This is a genomic window from Domibacillus enclensis (genome assembly GCF_900156125.1).
Lineage (GTDB): Bacteria > Bacillota > Bacilli > Bacillales > Domibacillaceae > Domibacillus > Domibacillus enclensis.
The window spans coordinates 18,686-43,589 of the sequence record NZ_FTLX01000013.1; the positions used below are offsets into that span (position 1 = coordinate 18,686).

The 24,904-nt window shown below is 45.6% G+C and carries 31 protein-coding genes; all 31 read left to right on the forward strand.

What is annotated here, in order from left to right; genetic code table 11:
- The 31 genes from BW952_RS17905 (at position 1) to map (ending at position 24,882) form a co-directional block, all read left to right on the forward strand.
- Positions 1-600 carry a class I SAM-dependent methyltransferase gene (locus BW952_RS17905; protein ID WP_045851845.1) on the forward strand — a complete coding sequence of 200 codons (600 nt, stop codon included), beginning with the start codon at positions 1-3 and terminating at the stop codon, positions 598-600.
- Positions 601-841: 241 nt separating this feature from the next.
- Positions 842-4,396 carry a DNA-directed RNA polymerase subunit beta gene (rpoB, locus tag BW952_RS17910; protein WP_045851846.1) on the forward strand — a complete coding sequence of 1,185 codons (3,555 nt, stop codon included), beginning with the start codon at positions 842-844 and terminating at the stop codon, positions 4,394-4,396.
- Between the two features lie 93 nt (positions 4,397-4,489).
- Positions 4,490-8,080, forward strand: a complete 3,591-nt coding sequence (gene rpoC, locus BW952_RS17915) for a DNA-directed RNA polymerase subunit beta' (protein ID WP_045851847.1) — start codon at positions 4,490-4,492, stop codon at positions 8,078-8,080.
- A gap of 257 nt (positions 8,081-8,337) precedes the next feature.
- Complete coding sequence (rpsL, locus tag BW952_RS17920) at positions 8,338-8,760, forward strand: 30S ribosomal protein S12 (protein ID WP_045851848.1); 423 nt, start codon at positions 8,338-8,340, stop codon at positions 8,758-8,760.
- A gap of 46 nt (positions 8,761-8,806) precedes the next feature.
- Positions 8,807-9,277, forward strand: a complete 471-nt coding sequence (rpsG, locus tag BW952_RS17925; protein ID WP_045851849.1) for a 30S ribosomal protein S7 — start codon at positions 8,807-8,809, stop codon at positions 9,275-9,277.
- 53 nt (positions 9,278-9,330) lie between these two features.
- Complete coding sequence (gene fusA / locus BW952_RS17930) at positions 9,331-11,409, forward strand: elongation factor G (protein WP_045851850.1); 2,079 nt, start codon at positions 9,331-9,333, stop codon at positions 11,407-11,409.
- A 130-nt stretch (positions 11,410-11,539) separates the two neighbouring features.
- Positions 11,540-12,727: an elongation factor Tu gene (gene tuf, locus BW952_RS17935; RefSeq protein WP_045851851.1), complete on the forward strand. Its 1,188-nt coding sequence runs from the start codon at positions 11,540-11,542 to the stop codon at positions 12,725-12,727.
- A gap of 235 nt (positions 12,728-12,962) precedes the next feature.
- Entirely contained in the window at positions 12,963-13,271 is a 309-nt protein-coding gene (rpsJ, locus tag BW952_RS17940) for a 30S ribosomal protein S10 (protein ID WP_018395154.1), read from the forward strand.
- 34 nt (positions 13,272-13,305) lie between these two features.
- Complete coding sequence (gene rplC / locus BW952_RS17945; RefSeq protein WP_045851852.1) at positions 13,306-13,938, forward strand: 50S ribosomal protein L3; 633 nt, start codon at positions 13,306-13,308, stop codon at positions 13,936-13,938.
- Between the two features lie 30 nt (positions 13,939-13,968).
- Positions 13,969-14,592, forward strand: coding sequence for a 50S ribosomal protein L4 (rplD, locus tag BW952_RS17950; RefSeq protein ID WP_045851853.1), 624 nt, complete (start codon positions 13,969-13,971; stop codon positions 14,590-14,592).
- Entirely contained in the window at positions 14,592-14,876 is a 285-nt protein-coding gene (gene rplW / locus BW952_RS17955) for a 50S ribosomal protein L23 (protein ID WP_045851854.1), read from the forward strand. The genes rplD and rplW overlap by 1 nt, the downstream gene beginning before the upstream one ends.
- A 33-nt stretch (positions 14,877-14,909) precedes the next feature.
- Positions 14,910-15,740 (forward strand): 50S ribosomal protein L2, encoded by an 831-nt coding sequence (rplB, locus tag BW952_RS17960; RefSeq protein ID WP_045851855.1) that lies wholly within the window; start codon positions 14,910-14,912, stop codon positions 15,738-15,740.
- A 60-nt stretch (positions 15,741-15,800) separates the two neighbouring features.
- Positions 15,801-16,079, forward strand: a complete 279-nt coding sequence (gene rpsS, locus BW952_RS17965) for a 30S ribosomal protein S19 (RefSeq protein WP_045851856.1) — start codon at positions 15,801-15,803, stop codon at positions 16,077-16,079.
- Between the two features lie 19 nt (positions 16,080-16,098).
- A complete protein-coding gene (gene rplV / locus BW952_RS17970; protein ID WP_045851857.1) occupies positions 16,099-16,440 on the forward strand; it encodes a 50S ribosomal protein L22 in 342 nt (113 codons plus the stop codon).
- 3 nt (positions 16,441-16,443) lie between these two features.
- Positions 16,444-17,100, forward strand: coding sequence for a 30S ribosomal protein S3 (rpsC, locus tag BW952_RS17975; RefSeq protein ID WP_045851858.1), 657 nt, complete (start codon positions 16,444-16,446; stop codon positions 17,098-17,100).
- 1 nt (position 17,101) lies between these two features.
- Positions 17,102-17,536 (forward strand): 50S ribosomal protein L16, encoded by a 435-nt coding sequence (gene rplP, locus BW952_RS17980; RefSeq protein ID WP_045851859.1) that lies wholly within the window; start codon positions 17,102-17,104, stop codon positions 17,534-17,536.
- Entirely contained in the window at positions 17,526-17,723 is a 198-nt protein-coding gene (gene rpmC, locus BW952_RS17985) for a 50S ribosomal protein L29 (RefSeq protein WP_045851860.1), read from the forward strand. Before rplP ends, rpmC begins: the two co-directional genes overlap by 11 nt.
- 19 nt (positions 17,724-17,742) lie before the next feature.
- A complete protein-coding gene (rpsQ, locus tag BW952_RS17990; protein WP_045851861.1) occupies positions 17,743-18,006 on the forward strand; it encodes a 30S ribosomal protein S17 in 264 nt (87 codons plus the stop codon).
- Between the two features lie 45 nt (positions 18,007-18,051).
- Positions 18,052-18,420 carry a 50S ribosomal protein L14 gene (rplN, locus tag BW952_RS17995; protein WP_018395165.1) on the forward strand — a complete coding sequence of 123 codons (369 nt, stop codon included), beginning with the start codon at positions 18,052-18,054 and terminating at the stop codon, positions 18,418-18,420.
- 42 nt (positions 18,421-18,462) lie between these two features.
- Positions 18,463-18,774 carry a 50S ribosomal protein L24 gene (rplX, locus tag BW952_RS18000; RefSeq protein ID WP_045851862.1) on the forward strand — a complete coding sequence of 104 codons (312 nt, stop codon included), beginning with the start codon at positions 18,463-18,465 and terminating at the stop codon, positions 18,772-18,774.
- A 24-nt stretch (positions 18,775-18,798) separates the two neighbouring features.
- Positions 18,799-19,338 carry a 50S ribosomal protein L5 gene (gene rplE / locus BW952_RS18005; protein ID WP_045851863.1) on the forward strand — a complete coding sequence of 180 codons (540 nt, stop codon included), beginning with the start codon at positions 18,799-18,801 and terminating at the stop codon, positions 19,336-19,338.
- Between the two features lie 24 nt (positions 19,339-19,362).
- Positions 19,363-19,548 carry a 30S ribosomal protein S14 gene (gene rpsN, locus BW952_RS18010; RefSeq protein WP_076496371.1) on the forward strand — a complete coding sequence of 62 codons (186 nt, stop codon included), beginning with the start codon at positions 19,363-19,365 and terminating at the stop codon, positions 19,546-19,548.
- 30 nt (positions 19,549-19,578) lie between these two features.
- Positions 19,579-19,974 (forward strand): 30S ribosomal protein S8, encoded by a 396-nt coding sequence (rpsH, locus tag BW952_RS18015; protein WP_045851864.1) that lies wholly within the window; start codon positions 19,579-19,581, stop codon positions 19,972-19,974.
- 29 nt (positions 19,975-20,003) lie between these two features.
- The gene (rplF, locus tag BW952_RS18020; RefSeq protein ID WP_045851865.1) at positions 20,004-20,540 is read left to right on the forward strand and encodes a 50S ribosomal protein L6; all 537 of its coding nucleotides are present in this window, start codon (positions 20,004-20,006) and stop codon (positions 20,538-20,540) included.
- 34 nt (positions 20,541-20,574) lie between these two features.
- Positions 20,575-20,937, forward strand: coding sequence for a 50S ribosomal protein L18 (rplR, locus tag BW952_RS18025; RefSeq protein ID WP_045851866.1), 363 nt, complete (start codon positions 20,575-20,577; stop codon positions 20,935-20,937).
- A gap of 20 nt (positions 20,938-20,957) precedes the next feature.
- Entirely contained in the window at positions 20,958-21,458 is a 501-nt protein-coding gene (rpsE, locus tag BW952_RS18030) for a 30S ribosomal protein S5 (RefSeq protein ID WP_045851867.1), read from the forward strand.
- Between the two features lie 13 nt (positions 21,459-21,471).
- Positions 21,472-21,654: a 50S ribosomal protein L30 gene (rpmD, locus tag BW952_RS18035; protein WP_045851868.1), complete on the forward strand. Its 183-nt coding sequence runs from the start codon at positions 21,472-21,474 to the stop codon at positions 21,652-21,654.
- Positions 21,655-21,686: 32 nt separating this feature from the next.
- Positions 21,687-22,127 carry a 50S ribosomal protein L15 gene (gene rplO / locus BW952_RS18040; RefSeq protein WP_045851869.1) on the forward strand — a complete coding sequence of 147 codons (441 nt, stop codon included), beginning with the start codon at positions 21,687-21,689 and terminating at the stop codon, positions 22,125-22,127.
- Positions 22,127-23,428 (forward strand): preprotein translocase subunit SecY, encoded by a 1,302-nt coding sequence (gene secY, locus BW952_RS18045; protein ID WP_045851870.1) that lies wholly within the window; start codon positions 22,127-22,129, stop codon positions 23,426-23,428. The genes rplO and secY overlap by 1 nt, the downstream gene beginning before the upstream one ends.
- A gap of 54 nt (positions 23,429-23,482) precedes the next feature.
- Positions 23,483-24,136 (forward strand): adenylate kinase, encoded by a 654-nt coding sequence (locus tag BW952_RS18050; protein ID WP_045851871.1) that lies wholly within the window; start codon positions 23,483-23,485, stop codon positions 24,134-24,136.
- Positions 24,136-24,882, forward strand: coding sequence for a type I methionyl aminopeptidase (gene map, locus BW952_RS18055; protein WP_045851872.1), 747 nt, complete (start codon positions 24,136-24,138; stop codon positions 24,880-24,882). Before BW952_RS18050 ends, map begins: the two co-directional genes overlap by 1 nt.
- The last annotated feature ends 22 nt before the right edge of the window (positions 24,883-24,904 follow it).

A 24,904-nucleotide genomic window follows, 5' to 3' on the forward strand; every position in this document is an offset into this window, starting at 1 on the left:
ATGGGCGACCATTATTTTTCCAAAAACCCGAACAGTGAGCATAAACCGCAGCGCTTTGACTTTACATTGCGCGGAAAACGATTTACGTTTGAGACCGATGCAGGCGTTTTTTCAAAATCAGAAGTGGATTTTGGCTCGCGGTTATTAATTGAAACGGTTGAATGGCCGGTCGTTGAGGGTCCGATTTTAGATGTCGGCTGCGGCTATGGTCCAATCGGTATTTCAATCGGTGCCCAACAGCCGGACCGAACCATTCACATGATTGACGTGAATGAGCGGGCGCTGGAGCTGGCGCGTGAAAACGCAAAAAGAAACGGTGTCGAAAATGTTCGGATTTATGAAAGTGACCGTCTGGAAAGTGTATCCGAAAGCGGATTTGCAGCCGTCTTAACAAACCCGCCAATCCGAGCAGGCAAGCAAGTCGTGTTTGATATGATTCAAAACGGATTCGCAAAGCTTGCAGAAGGCGGAGAGCTTTGGGTTGTCATTCAGAAAAAGCAGGGAGCGCCATCTGCGATCAAAGAAATAGAGCGGTTGGCTGGTACATGTGAAGTCGCTGCAAAAAGCAAGGGTTATTTTATTTTGCGCGGGAAAAAGTAATTGACCCTAAAATAACCGTATGCTATTATTGTAAAATGCCAATATAATATTTGTGCCCGTTTGTCAATGGGAATATTTTTTTGCCGGAATGGGAACAATGACAACAAAATAGGGCCATTTGTGATAAAAACGAGGTTTTCTTTGACAAAACCTTTTTCTTTTTGTCTTATTGAGTATGAAAATACTCTGCCTTAAGATGAATAATAGGCAATAATAACGCTTGATTTGAGGGGTGAATCAGTTGACAGGTCAACTAGTTCAGTACGGACGACACCGCCAGCGCAGAAGTTATGCGCGCATTAGTGAAGTATTAGAGTTACCGAATTTGATTGAAATTCAAACAGCCTCCTATCAATGGTTTCTTGATGAGGGTCTGCGTGAAATGTTCCAGGACATTTCTCCGATTGAAGATTTCACAGGTAATCTGGCACTGGAATTTATTGATTACAGTCTGGCAGAACCAAAGTATCCCGTGGATGAGTCGAAAGAACGCGATGTAACGTATTCTGCGCCACTGCGTGTGAAGGTCCGTCTTTTGAATAAAGAAACGGGCGAAGTGAAAGATCAAGAAGTTTTCATGGGCGATTTCCCGCTTATGACTGAAACAGGAACATTCATTATTAATGGTGCAGAGCGCGTTATCGTTTCCCAGCTCGTTCGTTCTCCGAGTGTGTATTACAACGGAAAATTGGACAAAAACGGAAAACGCGGGTTCACTGCTACTGTTATTCCAAACCGTGGTGCGTGGCTCGAGTATGAAACAGACGCGAAAGACATCGTTTATGTCCGTATCGACCGGACACGTAAGCTGCCGATTACGGTGCTATTACGTGCGCTTGGGTTTGGCACTGATCAAGAAATCATCGATTTGCTCGGTGATAACGAATATTTACGCAATACGCTTGAGAAGGACAACACGGAAACAACTGAAAAAGCGCTGATTGAAATTTATGAGCGTCTTCGTCCGGGTGAGCCGCCAACAGTTGAAAATGCAAAAAGCCTTCTGGTTTCACGCTTTTTCGATCCAAAACGGTATGACCTTGCAAGTGTAGGCCGTTATAAAATGAATAAAAAGCTTCATACGAAAAACCGTTTGTTCGGACAGCGTCTTGCTGAAACACTGGCAGATCCGGAAACAGGCGAAATCATTGCAGAAGCAGGCACGTTGCTTGACCGCCGTACGCTAGATAAAGTGATTCCATTCCTTGAAAAAGGTGCTTCGTTTAAATCATACCGTCAAACAGGCGGCGTGGTTGAAGATGATATGACGGTTCAAACAATTAAAGTATATGCGCCGAACAGTGAAGAAGAGCAAGTCATCAACATTATCGGAAACGGCTTCCCGGAAATGAACGTGAAGAACATCACACCGGCAGACATTATTGCGTCAATCGGGTATTTCTTCAACCTTCTTTACGGTGTAGGCGATACAGATGATATCGATCACTTGGGCAACCGCCGCCTTCGGTCGGTCGGCGAGCTGCTTCAAAACCAATTCCGTATCGGGCTTTCCCGTATGGAACGTGTTGTTCGTGAGCGTATGTCGATTCAGGACACGCAAACGATCACACCGCAGCAGCTGATCAACATCCGTCCGGTTATTGCATCGATTAAAGAGTTTTTCGGAAGCTCTCAGCTTTCACAGTTTATGGATCAAACGAACCCGCTTGGCGAATTAACGCATAAGCGTCGTTTATCTGCACTTGGTCCGGGTGGTTTGACGCGTGAGCGTGCCGGCTTTGAAGTCCGTGACGTTCATTACTCCCACTATGGCCGTATGTGTCCGATTGAAACACCGGAGGGTCCGAATATCGGGCTGATCAACTCCTTGTCTTCATTCGCAAAGGTGAACCGTTTCGGCTTTATTGAAACACCGTACCGCCGTGTTGACCCGGATACCGGCTGTGTAACCGAGCGAATTGATTACTTAACAGCGGATGAAGAGGATAACTACGTTGTCGCACAGGCGAACGTTCCATTGAATGACGATGGATCCTTTGCAGAAGAAGAAGTTGTAGCCCGTTTCCGCGGGGAAAATACAGTTGTAAAACGGGAACGTGTCGATTACATGGACGTATCACCGAAGCAGGTTGTATCTGCTGCGACAGCTTGTATCCCGTTCCTGGAAAACGATGACTCCAACCGTGCCCTTATGGGAGCGAACATGCAGCGTCAGGCTGTGCCGTTGATGCAGCCGGAAGCGCCAATTGTCGGAACAGGTATGGAGTACGTATCTGCAAAAGACTCTGGAGCTGCTGTTATTTGCAAACATGAAGGAATTGTTGAGCGAGTAGAAGCCCGCCAGATTTTTGTCCGCCGCATTCAAGAAGTGGATGGACAGGAAGTTAAAGGCGATCTCGATAAATATAAATTGCAAAAATTCATTCGTTCTAACCAGGGAACATGCTACAACCAGCGTCCGATTGTTGCAGTGGGCAACCGTGTAACAGCAGGCGAGATTTTAGCAGATGGTCCGTCGATGGAGCTAGGTGAGCTTGCCCTTGGCCGTAATGTCCTTGTCGGCTTTATGACATGGGATGGCTATAACTATGAAGATGCGATCATTATGAGTGAGCGTCTTGTAAAAGATGATGTGTATACATCCATCCATATTGAAGAATACGAGTCAGAGTCTCGTGATACAAAGCTTGGACCTGAAGAAATCACACGTGATATTCCAAACGTCGGAGAAGATGCACTTCGCAACCTTGATGACCGCGGCATTATCCGTGTCGGTGCTGAAGTAAAAGACGGCGACCTGCTTGTTGGGAAAGTAACGCCTAAAGGGGTAACAGAACTAACAGCAGAAGAACGTCTTCTTCATGCGATCTTCGGTGAAAAAGCGCGTGAAGTTCGTGATACGTCCCTTCGTGTTCCTCACGGAGGCAGTGGAATTGTGCTGGACGTGAAAGTCTTCAACCGTGAAGACGGCGACGAACTGCCACCGGGCGTAAATCAGCTTGTCCGTGTGTACATCGTTCAGAAGCGGAAGATTTCTGAAGGAGATAAAATGGCCGGCCGTCACGGTAATAAAGGGGTAATTTCCCGTATATTGCCTGAGGAAGATATGCCGTTCCTTCCGGATGGAACACCGGTTGATATCATGCTTAACCCGCTCGGCGTACCGTCTCGTATGAACATTGGACAGGTGCTTGAGCTTCACTTAGGTATGGCTGCACGCTACCTCGGCATTCATGTTGCATCACCGGTATTTGATGGTGCATCCGAGGATGATGTGTGGGAAACGATTGAAGAAGCAGGCATGAGCCGTGATGCGAAAACCGTCTTGTACGATGGCCGCAGCGGTGAGCCGTTTGACAACCGCGTATCTGTTGGAATCATGTACATGATCAAGCTTGCGCACATGGTTGACGATAAGCTTCACGCACGTTCGACTGGACCATACTCTCTAGTGACGCAGCAGCCTCTTGGCGGTAAAGCCCAGTTTGGCGGACAGCGCTTCGGTGAGATGGAAGTATGGGCACTTGAAGCATATGGTGCCGCTTATACACTTCAGGAGATCTTAACAGTAAAATCAGATGACATCGTGGGCCGTGTGAAAACATACGAAGCGATTGTTAAAGGGGAAAACGTTCCAGAACCAGGTGTTCCTGAATCATTCAAAGTATTGATTAAAGAGCTTCAAAGTCTTGGACTTGATGTGAAAATCATGTCAGGGGATGACCAGGAAATTGAAATGCGCGATCTTGAGGACGAAGAAGATGTGCAGCCGGCCGATTCATTAAACATCGCTCCTGAAGCCGCTGGAATCGAACCAATCGGATCAACAGACTAACTTATGTAATAGCATTCTGCCCAAAAAGCGCTCTTAGCGCTTTTTGGGCGCTTTCAAGGAAATCGGTGTAAAAAGAAAAGGGAGGTAAGCCCCTTGCTGGATGTCAATAATTTCGAATATATGAAAATTGGTCTTGCTTCACCGGATAAGATTCGTTCATGGTCTTACGGAGAAGTGAAGAAACCTGAAACAATTAATTACCGTACACTAAAGCCGGAAAAAGACGGCTTATTCTGTGAACGTATTTTTGGCCCAACAAAAGATTGGGAATGTCATTGCGGAAAGTATAAGCGTGTTCGGTATAAAGGCGTTGTCTGTGACCGATGCGGCGTAGAAGTAACAAAAGCGAAAGTGCGCCGTGAGCGTATGGGTCATATTGAATTGGCCGCTCCTGTTTCGCATATCTGGTACTTTAAAGGCATTCCGAGCCGGATGGGTCTTGTTTTGGACATGTCCCCACGTGCGCTCGAAGAAGTTATTTATTTTGCTTCATACGTTGTAACCGAATCAGGTGACACAGCGCTTGAGAAAAAGCAGCTTCTTTCTGAGAAGGAATTCCGGACGTACCGCGACAAGTACGGAAGTAAATTCCAGGCATCCATGGGTGCAGAAGCCATTAAAAAGCTTCTTCAAGACATTGATCTGGACAAAGAAACGGAAACATTGAAGGAAGAGTTGAAATCCGCACAAGGCCAGCGTCGTACACGTGCGATTAAGCGCCTTGAAGTGATTGAAGCATTCCGTCACTCCGGCAACAACCCGGACTGGATGATTCTTGATGTTCTTCCTGTTATTCCACCGGAACTTCGCCCGATGGTTCAGCTTGATGGCGGACGCTTCGCAACGTCTGACTTAAATGACCTGTACCGCCGTGTGATTAACCGGAACAACCGCTTAAAGCGTTTATTGGATCTTGGTGCACCGAGCATTATTGTTCAAAATGAAAAGCGTATGCTGCAGGAAGCAGTCGATGCACTTATTGATAATGGCCGCCGTGGCCGTCCTGTTACTGGACCGGGTAACCGTCCATTAAAATCTCTTTCTCATATGCTGAAAGGGAAGCAGGGACGTTTCCGCCAGAACTTGCTCGGAAAACGGGTTGACTACTCGGGTCGTTCTGTAATCGTCGTTGGACCAAACTTGAAAATGTATCAATGCGGCCTTCCGAAAGAAATGGCGCTTGAGCTGTTCAAGCCGTTCGTTATGAAGGAGCTTGTTGAGCGCGGGCTTGCCCACAATATTAAAAGTGCCAAACGCAAAATCGAACGTGTTCAGTCCGATGTATGGGATGTACTCGAAGAAGTGATTCGCGAGCATCCGGTTTTATTGAACCGTGCACCGACGCTTCACCGTCTTGGCATCCAGGCGTTCGAGCCGACACTGGTTGAAGGACGCGCGATTCGTCTTCACCCACTCGTTTGTACAGCCTACAACGCTGACTTTGATGGTGACCAGATGGCCGTTCACGTGCCGCTTTCAGCTGAAGCGCAGGCAGAAGCCCGTATGCTGATGCTTGCTGCACAGAACATTTTGAATCCGAAAGACGGAAAACCGGTTGTTACGCCGTCTCAGGATATGGTTCTCGGTAACTACTACTTAACACTTGAACGTGAAGGGTCAGTAGGAGAAGGGGCTATTTTCAAGGACACAAGCGAAGCGATTCTGGCGTATCAAAACGGATATGTTCACCTGCACACACGTGTGGCAGTGGCAGCTTCTTCCCTTGAAAATCAAACATTTACAGAAGAACAAAACAAAAAATTGCTTGTGACAACGGTTGGTAAATTGATCTTTAACGAGATTTTACCGGATACATTCCCATACATTAATGAACCGACAATCAGCAACCTTGAAGTGAAAACACCGGAACGCTATTTCATTGATGCAGGTGTGAATGTGCCTGAGCACATTGCCAAGCAGGAAGTAGTTGAGCCGTTTAAAAAGAAAATTCTCGGTAACATTATCGCAGAAGTATTCAAACGCTTTAAGATTACGGAAACATCAAAAATGCTTGACCGCATGAAAGACCTCGGCTTTAGACACTCGACTAAAGCAGGTATTACTGTAGGGGTTGCGGATATCGTCGTACTAGGCGAAAAAGAAGAAATTCTAAAAGAAGCACAGGCGAAAGTCGATAACGTCATGAAGCAGTTCCGCCGTGGTTTAATTACCGAGGAAGAACGATATGACCGTGTTATTTCTGTCTGGAGTGCAGCGAAAGATGTAATCCAGGGCAAGCTGATGGCGTCTCTTGATAAGCGCAACCCGATCTTCATGATGAGTGATTCCGGAGCCCGTGGTAACGCGTCCAACTTCACGCAGCTTGCAGGTATGCGCGGACTGATGGCCAATCCGGCCGGACGTATTATTGAGCTTCCAATCAAATCGTCGTTCCGTGAAGGTCTGACCGTACTCGAGTACTTTATTTCAACGCATGGTGCGCGTAAAGGTCTTGCCGATACCGCCCTGAAAACAGCCGATTCCGGTTACTTAACACGCCGTCTCGTTGATGTGGCACAGGATGTCATTGTCCGTGAAGACGATTGTGGAACAGACCGCGGTCTTGAAATCAGCTCCATTAAAGATGGAACAGAGATCATCGAAGCGCTGGAAGAACGTCTTGTCGGCCGTTATTCACGCAAGGCAGTCAAGCATCCTGAAACAGGAGACGTGCTTGTTGGCGAAAATCAGCAAATCGATGAAGATCTGGCGAAGATCATTATTGAAGCCGGCGTGGAAAAAGTGTGGATTCGCTCCGCCTTCACATGCAACACTCGTCACGGCGTTTGTAAAAAATGCTACGGACGCAACCTGGCAACAGGCCAGGAAGTGGAAGTCGGCGAAGCGGTCGGTATTATTGCCGCTCAGTCAATTGGAGAGCCGGGAACACAGCTTACAATGCGTACGTTCCATACAGGCGGAGTAGCTGGAGACGATATTACACAGGGTCTTCCGCGTATCCAGGAGATTTTCGAAGCGCGTAATCCGAAAGGTCAAGCGATCATTTCTGAAATCAACGGCAGCATTACGTCGATTACAGAAGGCCGTGACCGCCAGCAGGAAATCACAATTCAAGGCGACGTGGAAACACGTTCATACACAGCACCATACACAGCCCGTTTGAAAGTCACAGTTGGCGATCAAATTGAGCGTGGTCAAGTCCTAACCGAAGGGTCGATTGATCCGAAAGAGTACTTGAAAATTAAAGATGTCACGTCTGTTCAGGAATACTTATTGCGTGAAGTGCAAAAAGTATACCGTATGCAAGGTGTGGAAATCGGCGATAAGCACGTGGAAGTCATGGTTCGTCAAATGCTTCGCAAAGTACGTGTTCTTGAAGCGGGAGATACCGATGTTCTTCCAGGCAGCTTGCTTGAAATTCATCAGTTCCGCGACGCCAATGAAAAAGCCCTTCTTGAAGGCGGCATCCCCGCAACGGGCCGTCCGATCCTTCTCGGGATTACAAAAGCATCACTCGAAACAGATTCCTTCTTATCTGCTGCATCCTTCCAGGAAACAACTCGTGTCCTGACTGATGCCGCAATCAAAGGGAAACGCGACGAGCTGCTCGGCTTGAAGGAAAACGTCATTATCGGAAAACTCGTTCCGGCGGGTACTGGTATGCAGCGTTACCGTCAATCCGAAGCAAAATTAAAAGTCGAAGAATCCGTTACAGTCGAATAAGAATGGTTCGGCGCCTGGATCACCAGGCGCCGATCATTTTTTTGCAAAGAATAGTTGACACTAAAAAATGAAAATGGTACTATGATCAAGGTGCTCCTATCAGACCGTATTTTTATGTTCGGAAGTAGGACCAAAACAATCATTGCCACTATTCGCAAAGAACGTTTTTGCAGGTTTGCTGCAAGAACTTTGTTTTTGCCCAAAAATGAGCCACCTGGAAGTGTGGGCTTAGAAAAAAAGGAAGGGAGGATCTTTACATGCCTACTATTAATCAGTTAGTACGTAAGCCTCGTAAATCAAAGATCACTAAATCGAAGTCTCCGGCGCTTAATAAAGGATTCAACAGCTTCAAGAAATCCCAAACAGATGTACTTTCTCCGCAGAAACGCGGTGTTTGCACACGTGTTGGTACAATGACGCCGAAGAAACCGAACTCCGCGCTTCGTAAATATGCGCGTGTTCGTTTGAGCAACGGTATTGAAGTAACAGCTTATATCCCTGGTATCGGCCATAACCTTCAAGAACACAGCGTTGTGTTGATTCGCGGCGGACGTGTAAAAGATTTACCGGGAGTACGCTACCACATCGTTCGTGGTGCGCTTGATACTGCCGGCGTTGAAACTCGTCGTCAAGGCCGTTCTAAATACGGTACAAAACGTCCTAAAGCACCAAAAGCATAATCATTAAAATAAATTAGAACTTGAATTTCCGAAAGGAGGAAAACACATGCCACGTAAAGGTCCTGTAGCAAAAAGAGACGTATTGCCTGATCCGCTTTACAACTCAAAATTAGTTACTCGTCTTATTAATAAAATGATGGTTGACGGGAAGCGCGGTAAATCCCAAGCCATCCTTTACGCAGCTTTTGATACAATCCGTGAACGTACGGGTAATGATCCAATGGAAGTATTTGATCAGGCGATGAAAAACATCATGCCTGTACTAGAGGTGAAAGCACGCCGTGTCGGTGGTGCTAACTACCAGGTGCCAATCGAGGTTCGTCCGGAACGCCGTACAACTCTTGGTCTTCGCTGGTTGGTAAACTATGCGCGTCTTCGCGGTGAAAAAACAATGGAAGAACGCCTTGCAGCTGAAATCCTTGATGCTGCGAACAACAGCGGTGCTTCTGTTAAGAAACGTGAAGATACACATAAAATGGCGGAAGCGAACAAAGCATTCGCTCACTACCGCTGGTAATTTTTAAAACGAAACTTAAACCTACCCTAATTCAGGAAGGAGAAAGATATTAGATGGCAAGAGAGTTCTCCTTAAAAAACACTCGTAACATTGGAATCATGGCTCACATCGATGCTGGTAAGACAACAACGACTGAGCGTATCCTTTATTATACGGGCCGTATCCACAAAATTGGTGAAACGCATGAAGGTGCATCACAAATGGACTGGATGGAGCAAGAGCAGGAGCGCGGGATTACAATCACGTCTGCTGCAACGACTGCTCAATGGAAAGGTCATCGCGTTAACATCATCGATACACCAGGACACGTAGACTTCACAGTTGAAGTTGAACGTTCACTTCGTGTACTTGATGGTGCCGTAACGGTCCTTGATGCCCAATCAGGCGTAGAGCCGCAAACGGAAACAGTATGGCGTCAAGCGACAACATACGGTGTTCCACGTGTCGTATTCGTCAACAAAATGGACAAATTGGGTGCGGACTTCCTTTACTCTGTTCGAACAATCCATGACCGGCTAATGGCGAATGCACATCCAATTCAATTGCCAATTGGTGCTGAAGACGAGTTCTCAGGCATCATTGACTTAATTGAAATGAAAGCAACAATGTATGGAAACGACCTCGGTACTGAAATTGAGGTTGTAGACATTCCTGCAGATTACCAGGATCAAGCAGACGAATACCGTGAAAAGCTAATTGAAGCGGTCGCTGAGCTTGATGAAGAACTAATGGAGAAATACCTTGGCGGCGAAGAATTGACGAACGAAGAAATCAAAGCTGCGATCCGTAAAGGTGTTATTAACGTAGAATTCTTCCCAGTAATGGTTGGTTCTGCATTTAAAAACAAAGGCGTTCAGCTTATGCTTGATGCTGTTATCGACTATCTTCCAGCACCGATTGATGTACCGTCAATTAAAGGTATTCTTCCGGACAGCGAAGAAGAAGTGGAACGTGAATCTAGCGACGAATCGCCGTTCTCGGCTCTTGCGTTTAAAGTTATGACGGACCCTTATGTCGGTAAATTAACATTCTTCCGCGTATACTCAGGTGTTCTTTCATCTGGTTCATACGTTCAAAACTCAACAAAAGGGAAGCGTGAGCGCGTAGGACGCATCCTGCAAATGCACGCAAACTCTCGTGAAGAGATTTCGGAAGTATACGCAGGCGACATCGCAGCTGCTGTTGGATTGAAAGATACAACAACAGGCGATACGCTATGTGACGAGAAAAACCTTGTTATTCTTGAGTCTATGGAGTTCCCTGATCCAGTTATCTCTTTGTCAGTTGAGCCTAAGTCAAAAGCTGACCAAGATAAAATGACGATCGCACTTCAAAAGCTTCAAGAAGAAGATCCTACATTCCATGCGCATACTGACCAGGAAACTGGCGAAGTTATTATCGCAGGTATGGGTGAGCTTCACCTTGATATCCTTGTTGACCGTATGCGTCGCGAGTTCAAAGTAGAAGCAAACGTTGGTGCACCGCAAGTATCTTACCGCGAAACGTTCCGTTCAAGTGCACAAGTTGAGGGTAAATTTGCCCGTCAATCTGGTGGACGTGGACAGTTCGGTCACGTTTGGATCGAATTCTCTCCTAACGAAGAAGGAGCAGGCTTCGAATTCGAAAATGGCATCGTCGGTGGTTCAGTACCACGTGAATACATTCCAGCAGTTCAAGCAGGTTTACAAGACGCTATGAAAAATGGCGTACTTGCCGGCTACCCGCTAATCGATGTGAAGGCCCGCCTATTTGACGGTTCTTACCATGATGTCGATTCATCTGAGATGGCATTTAAGATCGCTGCTTCAATGGCGCTGAAAAATGCAATTTCAAAATGTAACCCGGTACTTCTTGAGCCGCTTATGAAAGTTGAAGTTGTTATCCCTGACGAATATCTAGGCGATATCATGGGTGATGTTACATCACGCCGTGGACGCGTAGAAGGAATGGAAGCGCGCGGTAACGCACAAGTTGTTAAAGCGTTCGTTCCACTTTCTGAAATGTTCGGTTACGCAACGTCACTTCGTTCAAACACGCAAGGGCGCGGTAACTACTCTATGCACTTCGATCATTACGAAGAAGTTCCTAAGAGTGTTATGGAAACAATCATCAAAAAAAATAAAGGCGAATAATTGATTTATACGCATCAATCAAGTATAAATACTATTGTAAGCTTTCCCTTCTTTCGGAAAACGGCCGTTTTCCGAAAGAAGACCAATATAAACCACTACTAATTTCTATATTTTGAAGGAGGACTTCCTAATGGGAAAAGCAAAATTCGACCGTTCAAAGCCACACGTTAACATTGGTACTATTGGCCACGTTGACCATGGTAAAACAACTCTAACAGCTGCAATCACAACTGTACTAGCTAAATCAGGCGGTGCAGAAGCACGTGCATACGATCAAATCGATGGTGCTCCAGAAGAGCGCGAGCGCGGTATCACAATCTCAACTGCACACGTTGAGTACGAAACTGAAACTCGTCACTATGCACATGTAGACTGCCCAGGACATGCTGACTATGTTAAAAACATGATCACAGGTGCTGCACAAATGGATGGCGGTATCCTAGTAGTATCTGCTGCTGACGGTCCAATGCCACAAACACGTGAGCACATCCTTCTTTCACGTCAAGTAGGTGTACCATTCCTAGTTGTATTCATGAACAAATGCGACATGGTGGATGACGAAGAGCTTCTTGAACTAGTTGAAATGGAAGTTCGCGATCTTCTTTCTGAATATGATTTCCCTGGCGATGACATTCCTGTTATCAAAGGTTCAGCTCTTAAAGCTCTTGAAGGCGATGCTGCATGGGAAGAAAAAATCCATGAGCTTATGGCTGCTGTGGATGAGTACATCCCAACACCAACACGCGACACTGACAAGCCTTTCATGATGCCTGTTGAGGATGTTTTCTCAATCACAGGTCGTGGAACAGTTGCTACAGGACGCGTTGAGCGTGGACAAATCAAAGTCGGTGACACAATCGAAATCATCGGTTTCACTGAAGAGCCAAAATCAACAACTGTAACAGGTGTTGAAATGTTCCGTAAGCTTCTTGATTATGCTGAAGCTGGCGACAACATCGGCGCACTTCTTCGCGGCGTAGCTCGTGAAGATATCCAACGTGGTCAAGTATTGGCTAAACCAAGCACAATCACACCACATACAACGTTCAAAGCGGAAGTTTACGTTCTTTCTAAAGAAGAGGGTGGACGTCACACTCCATTCTTCACAAACTACCGTCCACAGTTCTACTTCCGTACAACTGACGTAACTGGTATCTGCAACCTTCCTGAAGGCGTAGAAATGGTTATGCCTGGTGACAACGTAGAAATGTCAGTAGAATTGATTGCTCCAATCGCGATTGAAGAAGGTACTAAATTCTCAATCCGTGAAGGCGGTCGTACAGTAGGCGCTGGCGTTGTAGCAACAATCCAAAAATAAGATTTCTTCTTAAACAGTCCGGTTCCGGCCGGGCTGTTTTTTGTTTGAAAAAAAGTTTTGCATCTTCTGTTGCAATCAAAGAGAAAAGCATGTATAATAATCAATGTTGGTTTTTGACAGCGTTGATGCGAAAGGTTGCTGACACACCCGGCCGCTTTGCCATGGCGGTGTCGTCAGGGAAAAATTTTCGCGGAGTATGTCTATTAGCTAAATAGGCGATAAAGGAGGGAAAATAATGGCAAAACAAAAAATTCGTATTCGTTTGAAAGCATATGATCACCGTATTCTTGATCAATCTGCAGAGAAAATCGTTGAGACAGCTAAACGTTCTGGTGCAAGTGTATCCGGTCCGATCCCGCTTCCAACTGAGAAATCAATCTACACGATTCTTCGTGCGGTTCATAAGTACAAAGATTCTCGTGAGCAGTTCGAAATGCGCACTCATAAACGTTTAATCGATATCGTGAACCCAACTCCAAAAACAGTTGATTCATTGATGCGTTTAGACTTGCCGTCAGGCGTTGACATCGAAATTAAACTTTAATAAATAAATAATAAAAAATCAGGAGGTGTGACTCATGACCAAAGGAATCTTAGGAAGAAAAATCGGTATGACGCAAGTGTTTGCTGAAAATGGTGAACTGATCCCAGTAACTGTTATCGAAGCAGCACCAAACGTTGTACTTCAAAAAAAATCAGTCGAAAGCGACGGCTACTCAAGCGTTCAGTTAGGTTTTGAAGATAAGCGCGAAAAGCTTTCAAACAAACCAGCACTTGGACACGTGAAAAAAGCAGGCGAAGGCATCGCACCTAAGCGCTTCATTCGTGAGTTCCGTAACATCGACAGCGATCTTGAAATTGGTCAAGAAGTCAAAGTTGATATTTTTGCAGAAGGCGACATCGTCGACGTAACAGGAATTTCAAAAGGGAAAGGCTTCCAGGGTGCAATCAAGCGCCACGGACAAAGCCGCGGACCTATGACTCACGGTTCCCGTTATCATCGTCGTCCAGGTTCAATGGGACCTGTAGCGCCAAACCGCGTATTTAAAAACAAATTGCTTCCAGGCCGTATGGGCGGAGAGCAAGTAACAGTACAAAACCTGCAAATCGTTAAAATTGATGCTGAGCGTAACGTCCTTCTTATTAAAGGTAACGTTCCAGGATCTAAAAAAGCGTTGATTCAGGTGAAAACAGCGGTAAAAGCAAAGTAATCAACTTTTACAAGAAAGGAGGAAACAGAAATGGCTAAAGTTAAAGTATTAAACCAAACTGGTTCTGAAGTCGGCGATATCGAATTAAACGATGCTGTATTCGGAATCGAACCAAATGAACACGTCGTATTTGAAGCTGTGATTATGCAACGCGCATCTTTGCGTCAAGGTAATCACAAAGTGAAAAATCGTTCGGAAGTTCGCGGCGGCGGTCGTAAACCTTGGAAACAAAAAGGAACTGGACGTGCGCGTCAAGGTTCTATTCGTTCTCCACAATGGCGCGGCGGTGGTGTGGTCTTCGGTCCAACTCCACGTAGCTACAGCTACAAATTGCCGAAAAAGGTACGTCGTTTAGCATTGAAATCTGCTTTGTCATCAAAAGTACAAGAGCAAAACATTCTAGTGTTGGAAGCTTTGTCATTCGACGCGCCAAAAACAAAAGAATTCACAGCTGTACTGAAAAACTTGTCTGTTGACTCAAAAGCATTGATCGTAACTGATACAGTAAATGAATTCGTTGCATTGTCAGCTCGCAATATCCCTGGTGTAACAGTGGTTGAAGCATCTGGCATCAACATCCTTGACCTGCTTGGACATGATAAGCTTATCATGACAAAAGCAGCGGTTGAAAAAGTAGAGGAGGTGCTTGCATAATGGATGCACGCGATGTGATTAAGCGCCCCGTTATTACTGAACAATCTATGGCTGTAATGGCTGATAAAAAATACACATTTGAAGTGGACGTACGCGCGAACAAAACACAGGTGAAGACGGCTGTTGAAGCGATCTTCGGTGTAAAAGTGAAAAACGTAAACGTCATGAACTACAAAGGTAAATTCAAGCGCATGGGACGTCACGCTGGCTATACAAACAAACGCCGCAAAGCGATCGTAACATTGACGCAAGACAGCAAAGAAATCGAACTTTTCGAAGCGTAATAAACGCATAAAATAGAAGAGGAGGGACACGAAATGGCGATTAAAAAGTATAAACCGACCACAAATGGTCGTCGTAATATGACGTCTTTGGATTATGCTGAAATTACAACAAGCACACCAGAGAAATCATTGCTTGAGCCGTTGAAAAAGAAAGGCGGCCGTAATAACCAGGGTAAAATCACTGTTCGCCACAGAGGCGGCGGTCACAAGCGTCAATACCGCATCATCGACTTTAAGCGCGATAAAGATGGCATTCCAGGCCGCGTTGCTACGATCGAATATGATCCGAACCGTTCGGCTAATATCGCACTCGTGAACTATGCGGATGGAGAAAAACGCTACATCCTAGCGCCAAAAAACATCCAGGTTGGAACGGAAATCATGGCCGGTCCGGAAGCAGATATCAAAGTAGGAAATGCACTTCCACTTGTGAATATCCCGGTTGGTACAGTTATCCACAACATTGAATTGAAGCCAGGCAAAGGCGGCCAGTTGGTTCGTTCTGCAGGAACTTCAGCTCAAGTACTTGGTAAAGAAGGCAAATATGTTCTTGTTCGTTTGAACTCTGGCGAAGTGCGCATGATTCTTGCAACATGCCGCGCAACAATCGGCCAAGTAGGCAACGAGCAGCATGAACTTGTTAACGTTGGTAAAGCAGGACGTTCACGCTGGTTGGGTAAACGCCCTACTGTACGTGGTTCTGTAATGAACCCGAACGACCATCCACACGGTGGTGGTGAAGGACGCGCGCCAATCGGACGTAAAGGTCCAGTTACACCATGGGGCAAACCAGCTCTTGGTTACAAAACGCGTAAAAAAGTTAACAAATCCGATAAATTTATCGTACGTCGTCGTAAAAAATAACGTAATTGTCCTACGGTTCCAAACGCGAACCGTAGATCAATCACGAAGGGAGGTACACAAATGGGCCGCAGCTTGAAAAAAGGACCTTTTGTTGATGATCACTTATTCAATAAAGTTGAAAAATTAAACGAGACGGAAAAAAAGCAAGTTATTAAAACTTGGTCACGCCGTTCTACAATTTTCCCAACATTCATCGGACACACTATCGCAGTATACGATGGTCGTAAACACGTACCTGTATTCGTAACTGAAGATATGGTTGGACATAAATTGGGTGAATTCGCACCAACGCGTACGTACAAAGGACACGTTGCTGACGATAAGAAAACAAGACGTTAATTGAGAGGAGGATACCACAATGGAAGCTAAAGCTGTCTTAAGAACAGTCCGCATTGCTCCTCGTAAGGTACGTCTAGTGATTGACCTGATTCGAGGCAAGCAAGTTGGAGAAGCAGTGGCGATCTTGAAGCATACGCCGAAAACGTCATCTCCTGTTATTGAAAAACTTTTAAACTCTGCGATTGCAAATGCAGAACATAACTACGATCTTGATGTAAACAATCTTGTTGTTACACAAGCTTTTGTAGACGAAGGACCAACATTGAAACGTTTCCGTCCACGTGCAATGGGACGTGCAAGCGCAATTAACAAACGCACTAGCCACATCACAATCGTCGTGGCAGAAAAAAAGGAGGGATAATTCGTGGGTCAAAAAGTACATCCTCATGGACTGCGCGTCGGGATCATTCGCGACTGGGATTCTAAATGGTACGCTGAAAAAGACTACGCTGATCTTCTTCACGAAGATTTGAAAGTGCGCGGATACATTGAAGAACGTCTTAAAGATGCTTCTCTATCCCGTGTTGAAATCGAACGTGCTGCAAACCGCGTGAACATCACTGTTCATACTGCTAAGCCAGGTATGGTTATCGGTAAAGGTGGTTCTGAAGTAGAAGCACTTCGTAAAGCTTTAAATGAATTAACAGGCAAACGTGTTCACATTAACATCGTTGAAGTGAAACGTGCTGACCTTGATGCAAAATTAGTAGCGGAAAACATCGCTCGCCAGCTTGAAAACCGTGTATCATTCCGCCGTGCTCAAAAGCAGGCTATCCAACGGACAATCCGTTCAGGTGCAAAAGGAATCAAAACTCAGGTTTCAGGACGTCTTGGCGGGGCTGAAATTGCCCGTGCTGAACATTACAGTGAAGGATCAGTTCCACTTCATACTCTTCGTGCCGACATTGACTATGCACATGTTGAAGCAAATACAACATACGGCAAGCTTGGCGTAAAAGTATGGATCTACCGTGGAGAGGTTCTTCCAACGAAGAAGCAAACTCAGGAAGGAGGCAAATAATATGTTGTTGCCAAAACGCGTGAAATATCGTCGTGTACACCGCGGCAAAATGCGCGGTCAAGCGAAAGGCGGAACAGAAGTAGCATTTGGTGAATATGGTCTTCAAGCTGTTGAAGCTTCTTGGATCACAAACCGTCAAATCGAATCTGCCCGTGTCGCAATGACTCGTTACATGAAACGTGGCGGTAAAGTTTGGATTAAAATTTTCCCTCACAAACCATATACGAAAAAACCTCTTGAAGTACGGATGGGTTCCGGTAAAGGTGCTCCTGAAGGATGGGTAGCGGTTGTTAAACCAGGCAAGATCATGTTTGAAATTGCCGGCGTTTCTGAAGAAGTAGCACGTGAAGCACTTCGTTTGGCAGCACATAAGCTTCCAATCAAATGCAAAATCGTAAAACGCGAAGAAATTGGTGGTGAATCAAATGAAAGCTAATGAAATCCGTGAACTTACCACTGCTGAAATTGAACAACAAGTAAAGTCGCTCAAAGAAGAACTTTTCAACCTTCGCTTTCAATTGGCGACGGGACAGCTTGAGAATACTGCCCGTATTCGTGAAGTACGTAAAGCAATCGCCCGCATGAAAACCGTGATTCGTCAACGGGAAATTGATAACCGATAATTGAAAGGAGGTTTGCACGATGAGCGAACGCAATCAGCGCAAAGTTTACACTGGCCGTGTTGTTTCTGACAAAATGGACAAAACAGTAACGGTTCTTATTGAAACATACAAAACACACAAGCTTTATGGCAAACGCATAAAGTACACGAAAAAGTTTAAAGCTCATGATGAGAACAACGAAGCAAAAATCGGTGACGTAGTGCGCATCATGGAAACTCGCCCGCTTTCTGCAACAAAACGTTTCCGCCTTCTAGAAGTAGTGGAAAAAGCAGTCATCATCTAATTAATTGTTCGGATAGATGTTAAAGTCCGAAAGGAGGTAACCTAAATGATCCAGCAAGAATCACGTTTAAAAGTAGCTGACAACTCTGGTGCACGTGAAGTATTAACGATTAAAGTCCTCGGTGGTTCTGGCCGTAAAACAGCTAACGTCGGTGATGTAATCGTGTGTACTGTAAAACAAGCAACACCAGGTGGCGTTGTCAAAAAAGGTGAAGTGGTAAAAGCGGTTATCGTTCGTACGAAACGCGGCGTTCGCCGTAATGACGGTTCATACATCCGCTTCGACGAAAACGCGTGCGTTATCATTCGTGACGACAAAAGCCCACGTGGCACACGTATTTTCGGCCCGGTTGCCCGCGAACTTCGCGACAGCAATTTCATGAAGATTGTTTCCCTAGCTCCGGAAGTAATCTAATTGAACTGAATAAATAAAAGGCCCATCAAGGAGGTGCGCAACATGCACGTGAAAAAAGGCGATAAAGTCATGGTCATCACAGGTAAAGACAAAGGCAAAACAGGCGTTGTTCTTGCAGCTTTTCCTAAAAAAGACCGTGTCCTTGTAGAAGGCATTAACATCGTTAAGAAACATGCGAAACCTTCACAATTAAATCCGCAGGGCGGCATCCTGAGCCAGGAAGCAGCTATTCACGTATCCAACGTAATGCTGTTGGATCCGAAAACAAATGAACCTACTCGTGTAGGTCGTAAAGTAGTGGACGGCAAAAAAGTCCGCGTAGCAAAAAAATCCGGTGAAACTCTAGATAACTAAAAGTCAAGAAGGGAGGTATTCTAAGTGAACCGCCTTAAAGAAAAATACCAAAAAGAAATTACACCTGCTCTTGTGAGCAAGTTCAACTATGCGTCAGTAATGCAAGTACCTAAAATTGAAAAAATCGTTGTAAATATGGGTGTTGGTGAAGCAGTTCAAAACGCGAAAGTGTTAGATACAGCTGTGGAAGAACTTACTCAAATCACTGGTCAAAAGCCAATGGTAACAAAAGCGAAAACTTCAATCGCAGGATTCCGTCTTCGTGAAGGTATGCCAATCGGTGCGAAAGTAACACTTCGCGGCGAGCGCATGTACGAATTCCTTGATAAACTTGTTTCTGTTTCACTTCCACGTGTACGTGACTTCCGCGGCGTTTCGAAAAAAGCGTTCGACGGTCGTGGCAACTACACGCTAGGTGTAAAAGAACAGTTAATCTTCCCTGAGATTGATTACGATAAAGTATCAAAAGTACGCGGCATGGACATCGTTATCGTCACTACTGCCAACACGGACGAAGAAGCTCGTGAATTGTTAACACAAATTGGAATGCCGTTCCAAAAGTAATCGCTATATAAGGGAGGCGAAAACGTGGCTAAAAAATCAATGATTGCGAAACAACAACGCACGCAAAAGTTTAAGGTACAAGAGTACACACGTTGCGAACGCTGCGGACGTCCACACTCTGTATACCGCAAATTTAAACTTTGCCGTATTTGTTTCCGTGAACTAGCTTATAAAGGTCAAATTCCTGGCGTTAAAAAAGCCAGCTGGTAATACACTGATTCCGGAAGGAGGTAATTATAAATGGTTATGACAGATCCGATTGCTGACTTGCTGACTCGCATCCGTAATGCGAACATGGTTCGTCACGAAAAACTGGAAGTACCTGCTTCCAAAATTAAACGTGAAATCGCTGAAATCCTGAAACGTGAAGGATTTATCCGTGACGTTGAGTTCATCGAGGACGACAAACAAGGCGTTATCCGTATTTTCTTGAAATACAGTGGCAACGAGCGTGTAATCACAGGCTTGAAGCGTATTTCTAAACCAGGCCTTCGCGTTTATGCGAAAGCTGATGAGGTACCACGTGTTCTTAACGGACTGGGTATTGCGATTATTTCTACATCTACTGGTGTAGTAACTGATAAAGAAGCCCGTGCTAAACAAGTAGGCGGCGAAGTACTAGCGTACGTTTGGTAATAATCTTTTAAAAGAATGGAGGTGCGACTATGTCACGCGTAGGTAAAAAAGTAATCGAGCTTCCAGAAGGCGTTACGATTACAAACAATAACAATGAAGTGACTGTCAAAGGTCCTAAAGGAGAATTGACTCGTCAATTCAACAAAGATTTGACAATTGAAATTGATGGCAGCAACGTAACGGTTGTTCGTCCTTCAGATTCAAAAGAACACCGTACAATCCACGGAACAACTCGTGCACTTCTTGCCAATATGGTAGAAGGCGTATCAAAAGGGTTCGAACGCAATCTTGAATTAGTTGGTGTCGGTTACCGTGCTCAGAAACAAGGAACGAAGCTTGTTTTGAACGTAGGTTACTCTCATCCAGTAGAATTCGAAGCGGAAAACGGTATTGATATCGATGTTCCTGCGAATACGAAAATCAGCATCAAAGGGATCGACAAGGAGCGCGTTGGCGCAATTGCTGCTAACATCCGCCAAGTTCGTCCTCCTGAGCCGTACAAAGGCAAAGGTATCCGTTATGAAGGCGAGCAAGTTCGCCGCAAAGAAGGTAAAACAGGTAAATAATGCCGCATAGGCATCAGAAAGGAGTGACCTCGGGATGATCACAAAAGCTGATAAGAATAAAACGCGTAAAAGACGCCACGCCCGTGTACGTGCGAAAATCGCTGGTACAGCTGCGCGTCCACGCTTGAACGTATTCCGTTCAAACAAGCACCTTTACGCTCAATTGATTGATGATGCAAATGGTGTTACACTTGCAAGTGCTTCAACTATTGAAAAAGATTTCGGTCTTGAATCAACAAGCAACCTTGAAGCTGCTGCGAAAGTTGGCGAAACGCTTGCTAAACGCGCAACTGAAAAAGGTGTCGCTTCTGTTGTATTCGACCGTGGGGGCTACCTTTACCACGGCCGCGTTAAAGCCTTGGCTGACGCTGCACGTGAAAACGGCCTTGAATTCTAATAAAAGGAGGGACACATTTAATGCGTCGCATTGATCCAAACAAACTCGAACTTGAAGAACGCGTAGTAACGGTCAACCGTGTTGCGAAAGTTGTAAAAGGTGGACGTCGTTTCCGCTTTACTGCACTCGTTGTCGTTGGCGATAAAAATGGTAATGTCGGTTTTGGAACTGGTAAAGCGCAAGAAGTTCCAGATGCAATCCGTAAAGCAATTGAAGATGCGAAGAAAAACCTTGTATTCGTACCGATGGTTGGCACTACTTTGCCACACCAAGTAATCGGTCAATTTGGTGCGGGTTCAGTCCTATTGAAGCCTGCTTCTGAAGGTACTGGAGTTATCGCAGGCGGACCTGTCCGTGCGGTACTTGAACTTGCTGGTGTTGGTGATATCCTCTCCAAATCACTTGGTTCAAACACGCCGATCAACATGGTTCGTGCTACAATCGCTGGATTGAAAGAACTAAAAACAGCTGAAGAAGTAGCAAAACTTCGCGGCAAGTCTGTAGAAGAACTGTTAGGATAAGGAGGGAATCATAATGGCTGAAAAATTACAAATTACCCTCACTCGCAGCCTGATCGGACGTACGCAAGATCAGCGCGAAACTGTAAAGGCACTTGGTCTTCGCAAAATGCATCAAACAGTTGAACAAGCTGATAATGCGGCAATTCGCGGAATGATCAAAAAAGTGTCTCATCTTGTGACTGTTACAGAAAAATAATTTCATCTTATACAACAAGGAGGTGCAAGAGCATGAAACTTCATGAATTGAAACCAGCTGCTGGTTCCCGTAAAGAACGCAATCGCGTTGGACGCGGTACAGGTTCAGGTAACGGTAAAACGTCAGGTAAAGGTCATAAAGGCCAAAACGCACGTTCAGGCGGTGGTGTCCGTCTTGGATTTGAAGGTGGACAAACGCCTTTATTCCGTCGTCTTCCAAAGCGCGGATTTACAAATGTAAACCGTAAAGAATACGCAGTTGTGAACATCGATACATTGAATCGTTTCGAAGAAGGAACAGAGGTAACTCCTGAACTTCTAATCGAAAGCGGCATCGTGAAAAGCGAAAAAGCAGGAATCAAAATTCTTGCGAACGGCAACGTAGAGAAAAAGCTTACAGTTAAAGCGCACAAATTCTCTGCTGCTGCTAAAGAAGCAATTGAAGCGGCTGGCGGTACGATTGAGGTGATCTAATGTTTCGCACAATCTCCAATTTTATGCGTGTGGGTGATATAAGAAACAAGATTATATTCACCCTTCTTATGTTAATCGTGTTCCGGATCGGCACCTTTATTCCTGTTCCCTATGTTAATGCGGATGTTCTCCGCATGCAGGAGCAGGCCGGGCTGATCGGATTTCTGAACACGTTTGGCGGCGGAGCGCTTCAAAATTTCTCTATTCTCGCAATGGGGATCATGCCTTACATTACAGCATCAATCATCGTGCAGCTTTTGCAGATGGATGTTGTGCCTAAATTCACTGAATGGTCGAAGCAAGGTGACGTTGGACGGCGAAAACTGACGCAGTTTACCCGCTACTTCACAATCGTGCTCGGCCTCATTCAAGGTTTTGGGATGTCATACGGGTTTAACAGCTTGTATGGCGGAATGCTTGTCGAAAACAACAGTGCAGGCGGCTATATGCTTATTGCATTAGTGCTGACCGCTGGTACCGCTTTTCTTATGTGGCTTGGTGAACAAATCACAGCAAAAGGCGTCGGCAATGGAATCTCTATTATTATCTTCGCCGGAATTGTGGCGGCCATTCCAGGAGCAGTAAGTCAAATTTACGCACAGCAAATCGAAGGAGCGGGCGATCAGCTCTTCCTGCGTATTGTCGTTCTTCTTTTGATCCTGCTGGCAGTACTGGCAATTGTCGTAGGGGTTATTTTCTTTCAGCAGGCGCTGCGGAAAATCCCGATTCAATACGCGAAGCGCGTTGGAGCTGGGGGCGGTACGGCGCCAGTAGGCGGTCAATCCACTCACCTTCCACTCAAAGTAAACGCGGCGGGTGTTATCCCGGTTATCTTTGCAATCTCGTTCCTGATCACACCGCAGACCATCGGTTCGTTCTTTGGATCAAATGATGTGACGAGCACCATTCAGAACATTTTTGATTACACGAAACCAGTCGGCATGGCGATTTATGTAGCGTTGATTGTGGCGTTTACGTATTTCTATGCTTTCATTCAAGTAAACCCTGAACAAGTTGCGGACAACTTGAAAAAGCAGGGTGGATATATTCCGGGCATTCGCCCTGGGAAGAACACACAGGATTATTTGACAAATGTGCTTTACCGTCTGACTTTTGTCGGTGCAATTTTCCTTTCAGCCGTTGCTGTGCTGCCTGTTTTCTTCATTCAATTCGCGGGTCTTCCACCAGCGGCGCAAATCGGCGGTACGAGTCTTTTGATTGTCGTCGGTGTGGCACTTGAAACAATGAAGCAGCTCGAAGCACAACTTGTAAAGCGTCATTATAAAGGCTTTATGAAGTAAGCAACGTGATAGTGTGTTATTCACTTCACTCAATCAGACTGAGGGGGTATATTGATGAATCTCGTGTTAATGGGATTGCCGGGTGCCGGTAAAGGAACTCAGGCAGAAAAAATTGTTGAAAAGTACGGCGTGCCGCACATTTCAACAGGGGACATGTTCCGTGCTGCAATGAAGGATGAAACAGCGCTTGGCTTAAAAGCAAAATCATATATGGACAAAGGCGAACTCGTTCCTGATGAAGTAACGATTGGGATTGTTGAAGAGCGCCTTGCAAAAGCGGACTGTGCAGAAGGCTTCCTATTAGACGGATTTCCTCGCACGGTGGCGCAGGCAGAAGCGCTTGAAGACATTACGTCGAGCCTGAACCGTAAAATTGATTATGTGATTAATGTGGAAGTGAACCAGGACATTTTAATGGGGCGCTTAACAGGCCGCCGCATCTGCAAAAGCTGCGGTGCAACGTATCATCTGGAATTCAATCCGCCGGCTAGTGCCGATACATGCGACCGCTGTGGCGGAGAATTGTATCAGCGCGCTGATGACAATGCGGAAACGGTTCAGAACCGCCTTGACGTGAATGTAAAGCAGACAGCACCATTGCTTGCTTTCTACAGCGAAAAAGGTTATTTGAAAAACATTAACGGCCAGCAGGACATCAATGTTGTCTTTGAAGACATCGACGAGCTCCTTAAAGGTCTTCGTAACTAATGATCATTTGTAAAACCCCTCGTGAACTGGAGATTATGAAAGAAGCGGGGCGTATTGTCGCGCTTACACATCAGGAACTGCAAAACCATATCTCTCCCGGGATAAGCACGATGGAGCTGGATGCTGTTGCAGAAAACTTCATCCGAAGTATGGATGCAGCACCTTCTTTTAAAGGGTATAATGGTTTTCCCGGCAGCATTTGCGCATCGGTTAACGAGGAGCTTGTGCACGGGATTCCCGGCAGCCGCACACTAAAAGAAGGCGACATTATCAGCATTGATATCGGTGCTTATTATAAGGGGTATCATGGCGACTCGGCCTGGACATATCCTGTCGGCCGGATTGCACCTGAGACGGAGAAGCTTCTCGACGTAACTGAGGAATCGCTTTACATCGGACTCAATGAAGCGAAACCGGGTGAACGTCTTTCTACCATCTCCCATGCGATTCAAACGTATGTGGAATCGAATGGCTTTTCAATCGTTCGTGAGTATGTTGGGCACGGTGTCGGGCAGAACCTCCATGAGGCTCCGCAAATTCCTCATTATGGTCCGCCAGGAAGGGGACCGGTACTAAAACCTAGTATGGTGCTCGCGATCGAACCGATGGTCAATGCCGGTCGTCGTTACGTAAAAACACTTGAGGATAATTGGACTGTCATTACACAGGATGGAAAAATGTGTGCTCATTTTGAACATACAATTGCGATAACCGAAACAGGCTTTGAGATTTTAACAAAAGCCTAGGCAGCTGCCAGTCGGATGAAAA

Coding starts and splice junctions, on each gene's coding strand:
- BW952_RS17905 (WP_045851845.1), top strand. CDS start 1: ATGGGCGACCATTATTTTTCCAAAAACCCGAACAGTGAGCATAAACCG.
- rpsL (WP_045851848.1), top strand. CDS start 8,338: ATGCCTACTATTAATCAGTTAGTACGTAAGCCTCGTAAATCAAAGATC.
- rpsG (WP_045851849.1), top strand. CDS start 8,807: ATGCCACGTAAAGGTCCTGTAGCAAAAAGAGACGTATTGCCTGATCCG.
- fusA (WP_045851850.1), top strand. CDS start 9,331: ATGGCAAGAGAGTTCTCCTTAAAAAACACTCGTAACATTGGAATCATG.
- tuf (WP_045851851.1), top strand. CDS start 11,540: ATGGGAAAAGCAAAATTCGACCGTTCAAAGCCACACGTTAACATTGGT.
- rpsJ (WP_018395154.1), top strand. CDS start 12,963: ATGGCAAAACAAAAAATTCGTATTCGTTTGAAAGCATATGATCACCGT.
- rplC (WP_045851852.1), top strand. CDS start 13,306: ATGACCAAAGGAATCTTAGGAAGAAAAATCGGTATGACGCAAGTGTTT.
- rplD (WP_045851853.1), top strand. CDS start 13,969: ATGGCTAAAGTTAAAGTATTAAACCAAACTGGTTCTGAAGTCGGCGAT.
- rplW (WP_045851854.1), top strand. CDS start 14,592: ATGGATGCACGCGATGTGATTAAGCGCCCCGTTATTACTGAACAATCT.
- rplB (WP_045851855.1), top strand. CDS start 14,910: ATGGCGATTAAAAAGTATAAACCGACCACAAATGGTCGTCGTAATATG.
- rpsS (WP_045851856.1), top strand. CDS start 15,801: ATGGGCCGCAGCTTGAAAAAAGGACCTTTTGTTGATGATCACTTATTC.
- rplV (WP_045851857.1), top strand. CDS start 16,099: ATGGAAGCTAAAGCTGTCTTAAGAACAGTCCGCATTGCTCCTCGTAAG.
- rplP (WP_045851859.1), top strand. CDS start 17,102: ATGTTGTTGCCAAAACGCGTGAAATATCGTCGTGTACACCGCGGCAAA.
- rpmC (WP_045851860.1), top strand. CDS start 17,526: ATGAAAGCTAATGAAATCCGTGAACTTACCACTGCTGAAATTGAACAA.
- rpsQ (WP_045851861.1), top strand. CDS start 17,743: ATGAGCGAACGCAATCAGCGCAAAGTTTACACTGGCCGTGTTGTTTCT.
- rplN (WP_018395165.1), top strand. CDS start 18,052: ATGATCCAGCAAGAATCACGTTTAAAAGTAGCTGACAACTCTGGTGCA.
- rplX (WP_045851862.1), top strand. CDS start 18,463: ATGCACGTGAAAAAAGGCGATAAAGTCATGGTCATCACAGGTAAAGAC.
- rpsH (WP_045851864.1), top strand. CDS start 19,579: ATGGTTATGACAGATCCGATTGCTGACTTGCTGACTCGCATCCGTAAT.
- rplF (WP_045851865.1), top strand. CDS start 20,004: ATGTCACGCGTAGGTAAAAAAGTAATCGAGCTTCCAGAAGGCGTTACG.
- rplR (WP_045851866.1), top strand. CDS start 20,575: ATGATCACAAAAGCTGATAAGAATAAAACGCGTAAAAGACGCCACGCC.
- rpsE (WP_045851867.1), top strand. CDS start 20,958: ATGCGTCGCATTGATCCAAACAAACTCGAACTTGAAGAACGCGTAGTA.
- rpmD (WP_045851868.1), top strand. CDS start 21,472: ATGGCTGAAAAATTACAAATTACCCTCACTCGCAGCCTGATCGGACGT.
- rplO (WP_045851869.1), top strand. CDS start 21,687: ATGAAACTTCATGAATTGAAACCAGCTGCTGGTTCCCGTAAAGAACGC.
- secY (WP_045851870.1), top strand. CDS start 22,127: ATGTTTCGCACAATCTCCAATTTTATGCGTGTGGGTGATATAAGAAAC.
- BW952_RS18050 (WP_045851871.1), top strand. CDS start 23,483: ATGAATCTCGTGTTAATGGGATTGCCGGGTGCCGGTAAAGGAACTCAG.
- map (WP_045851872.1), top strand. CDS start 24,136: ATGATCATTTGTAAAACCCCTCGTGAACTGGAGATTATGAAAGAAGCG.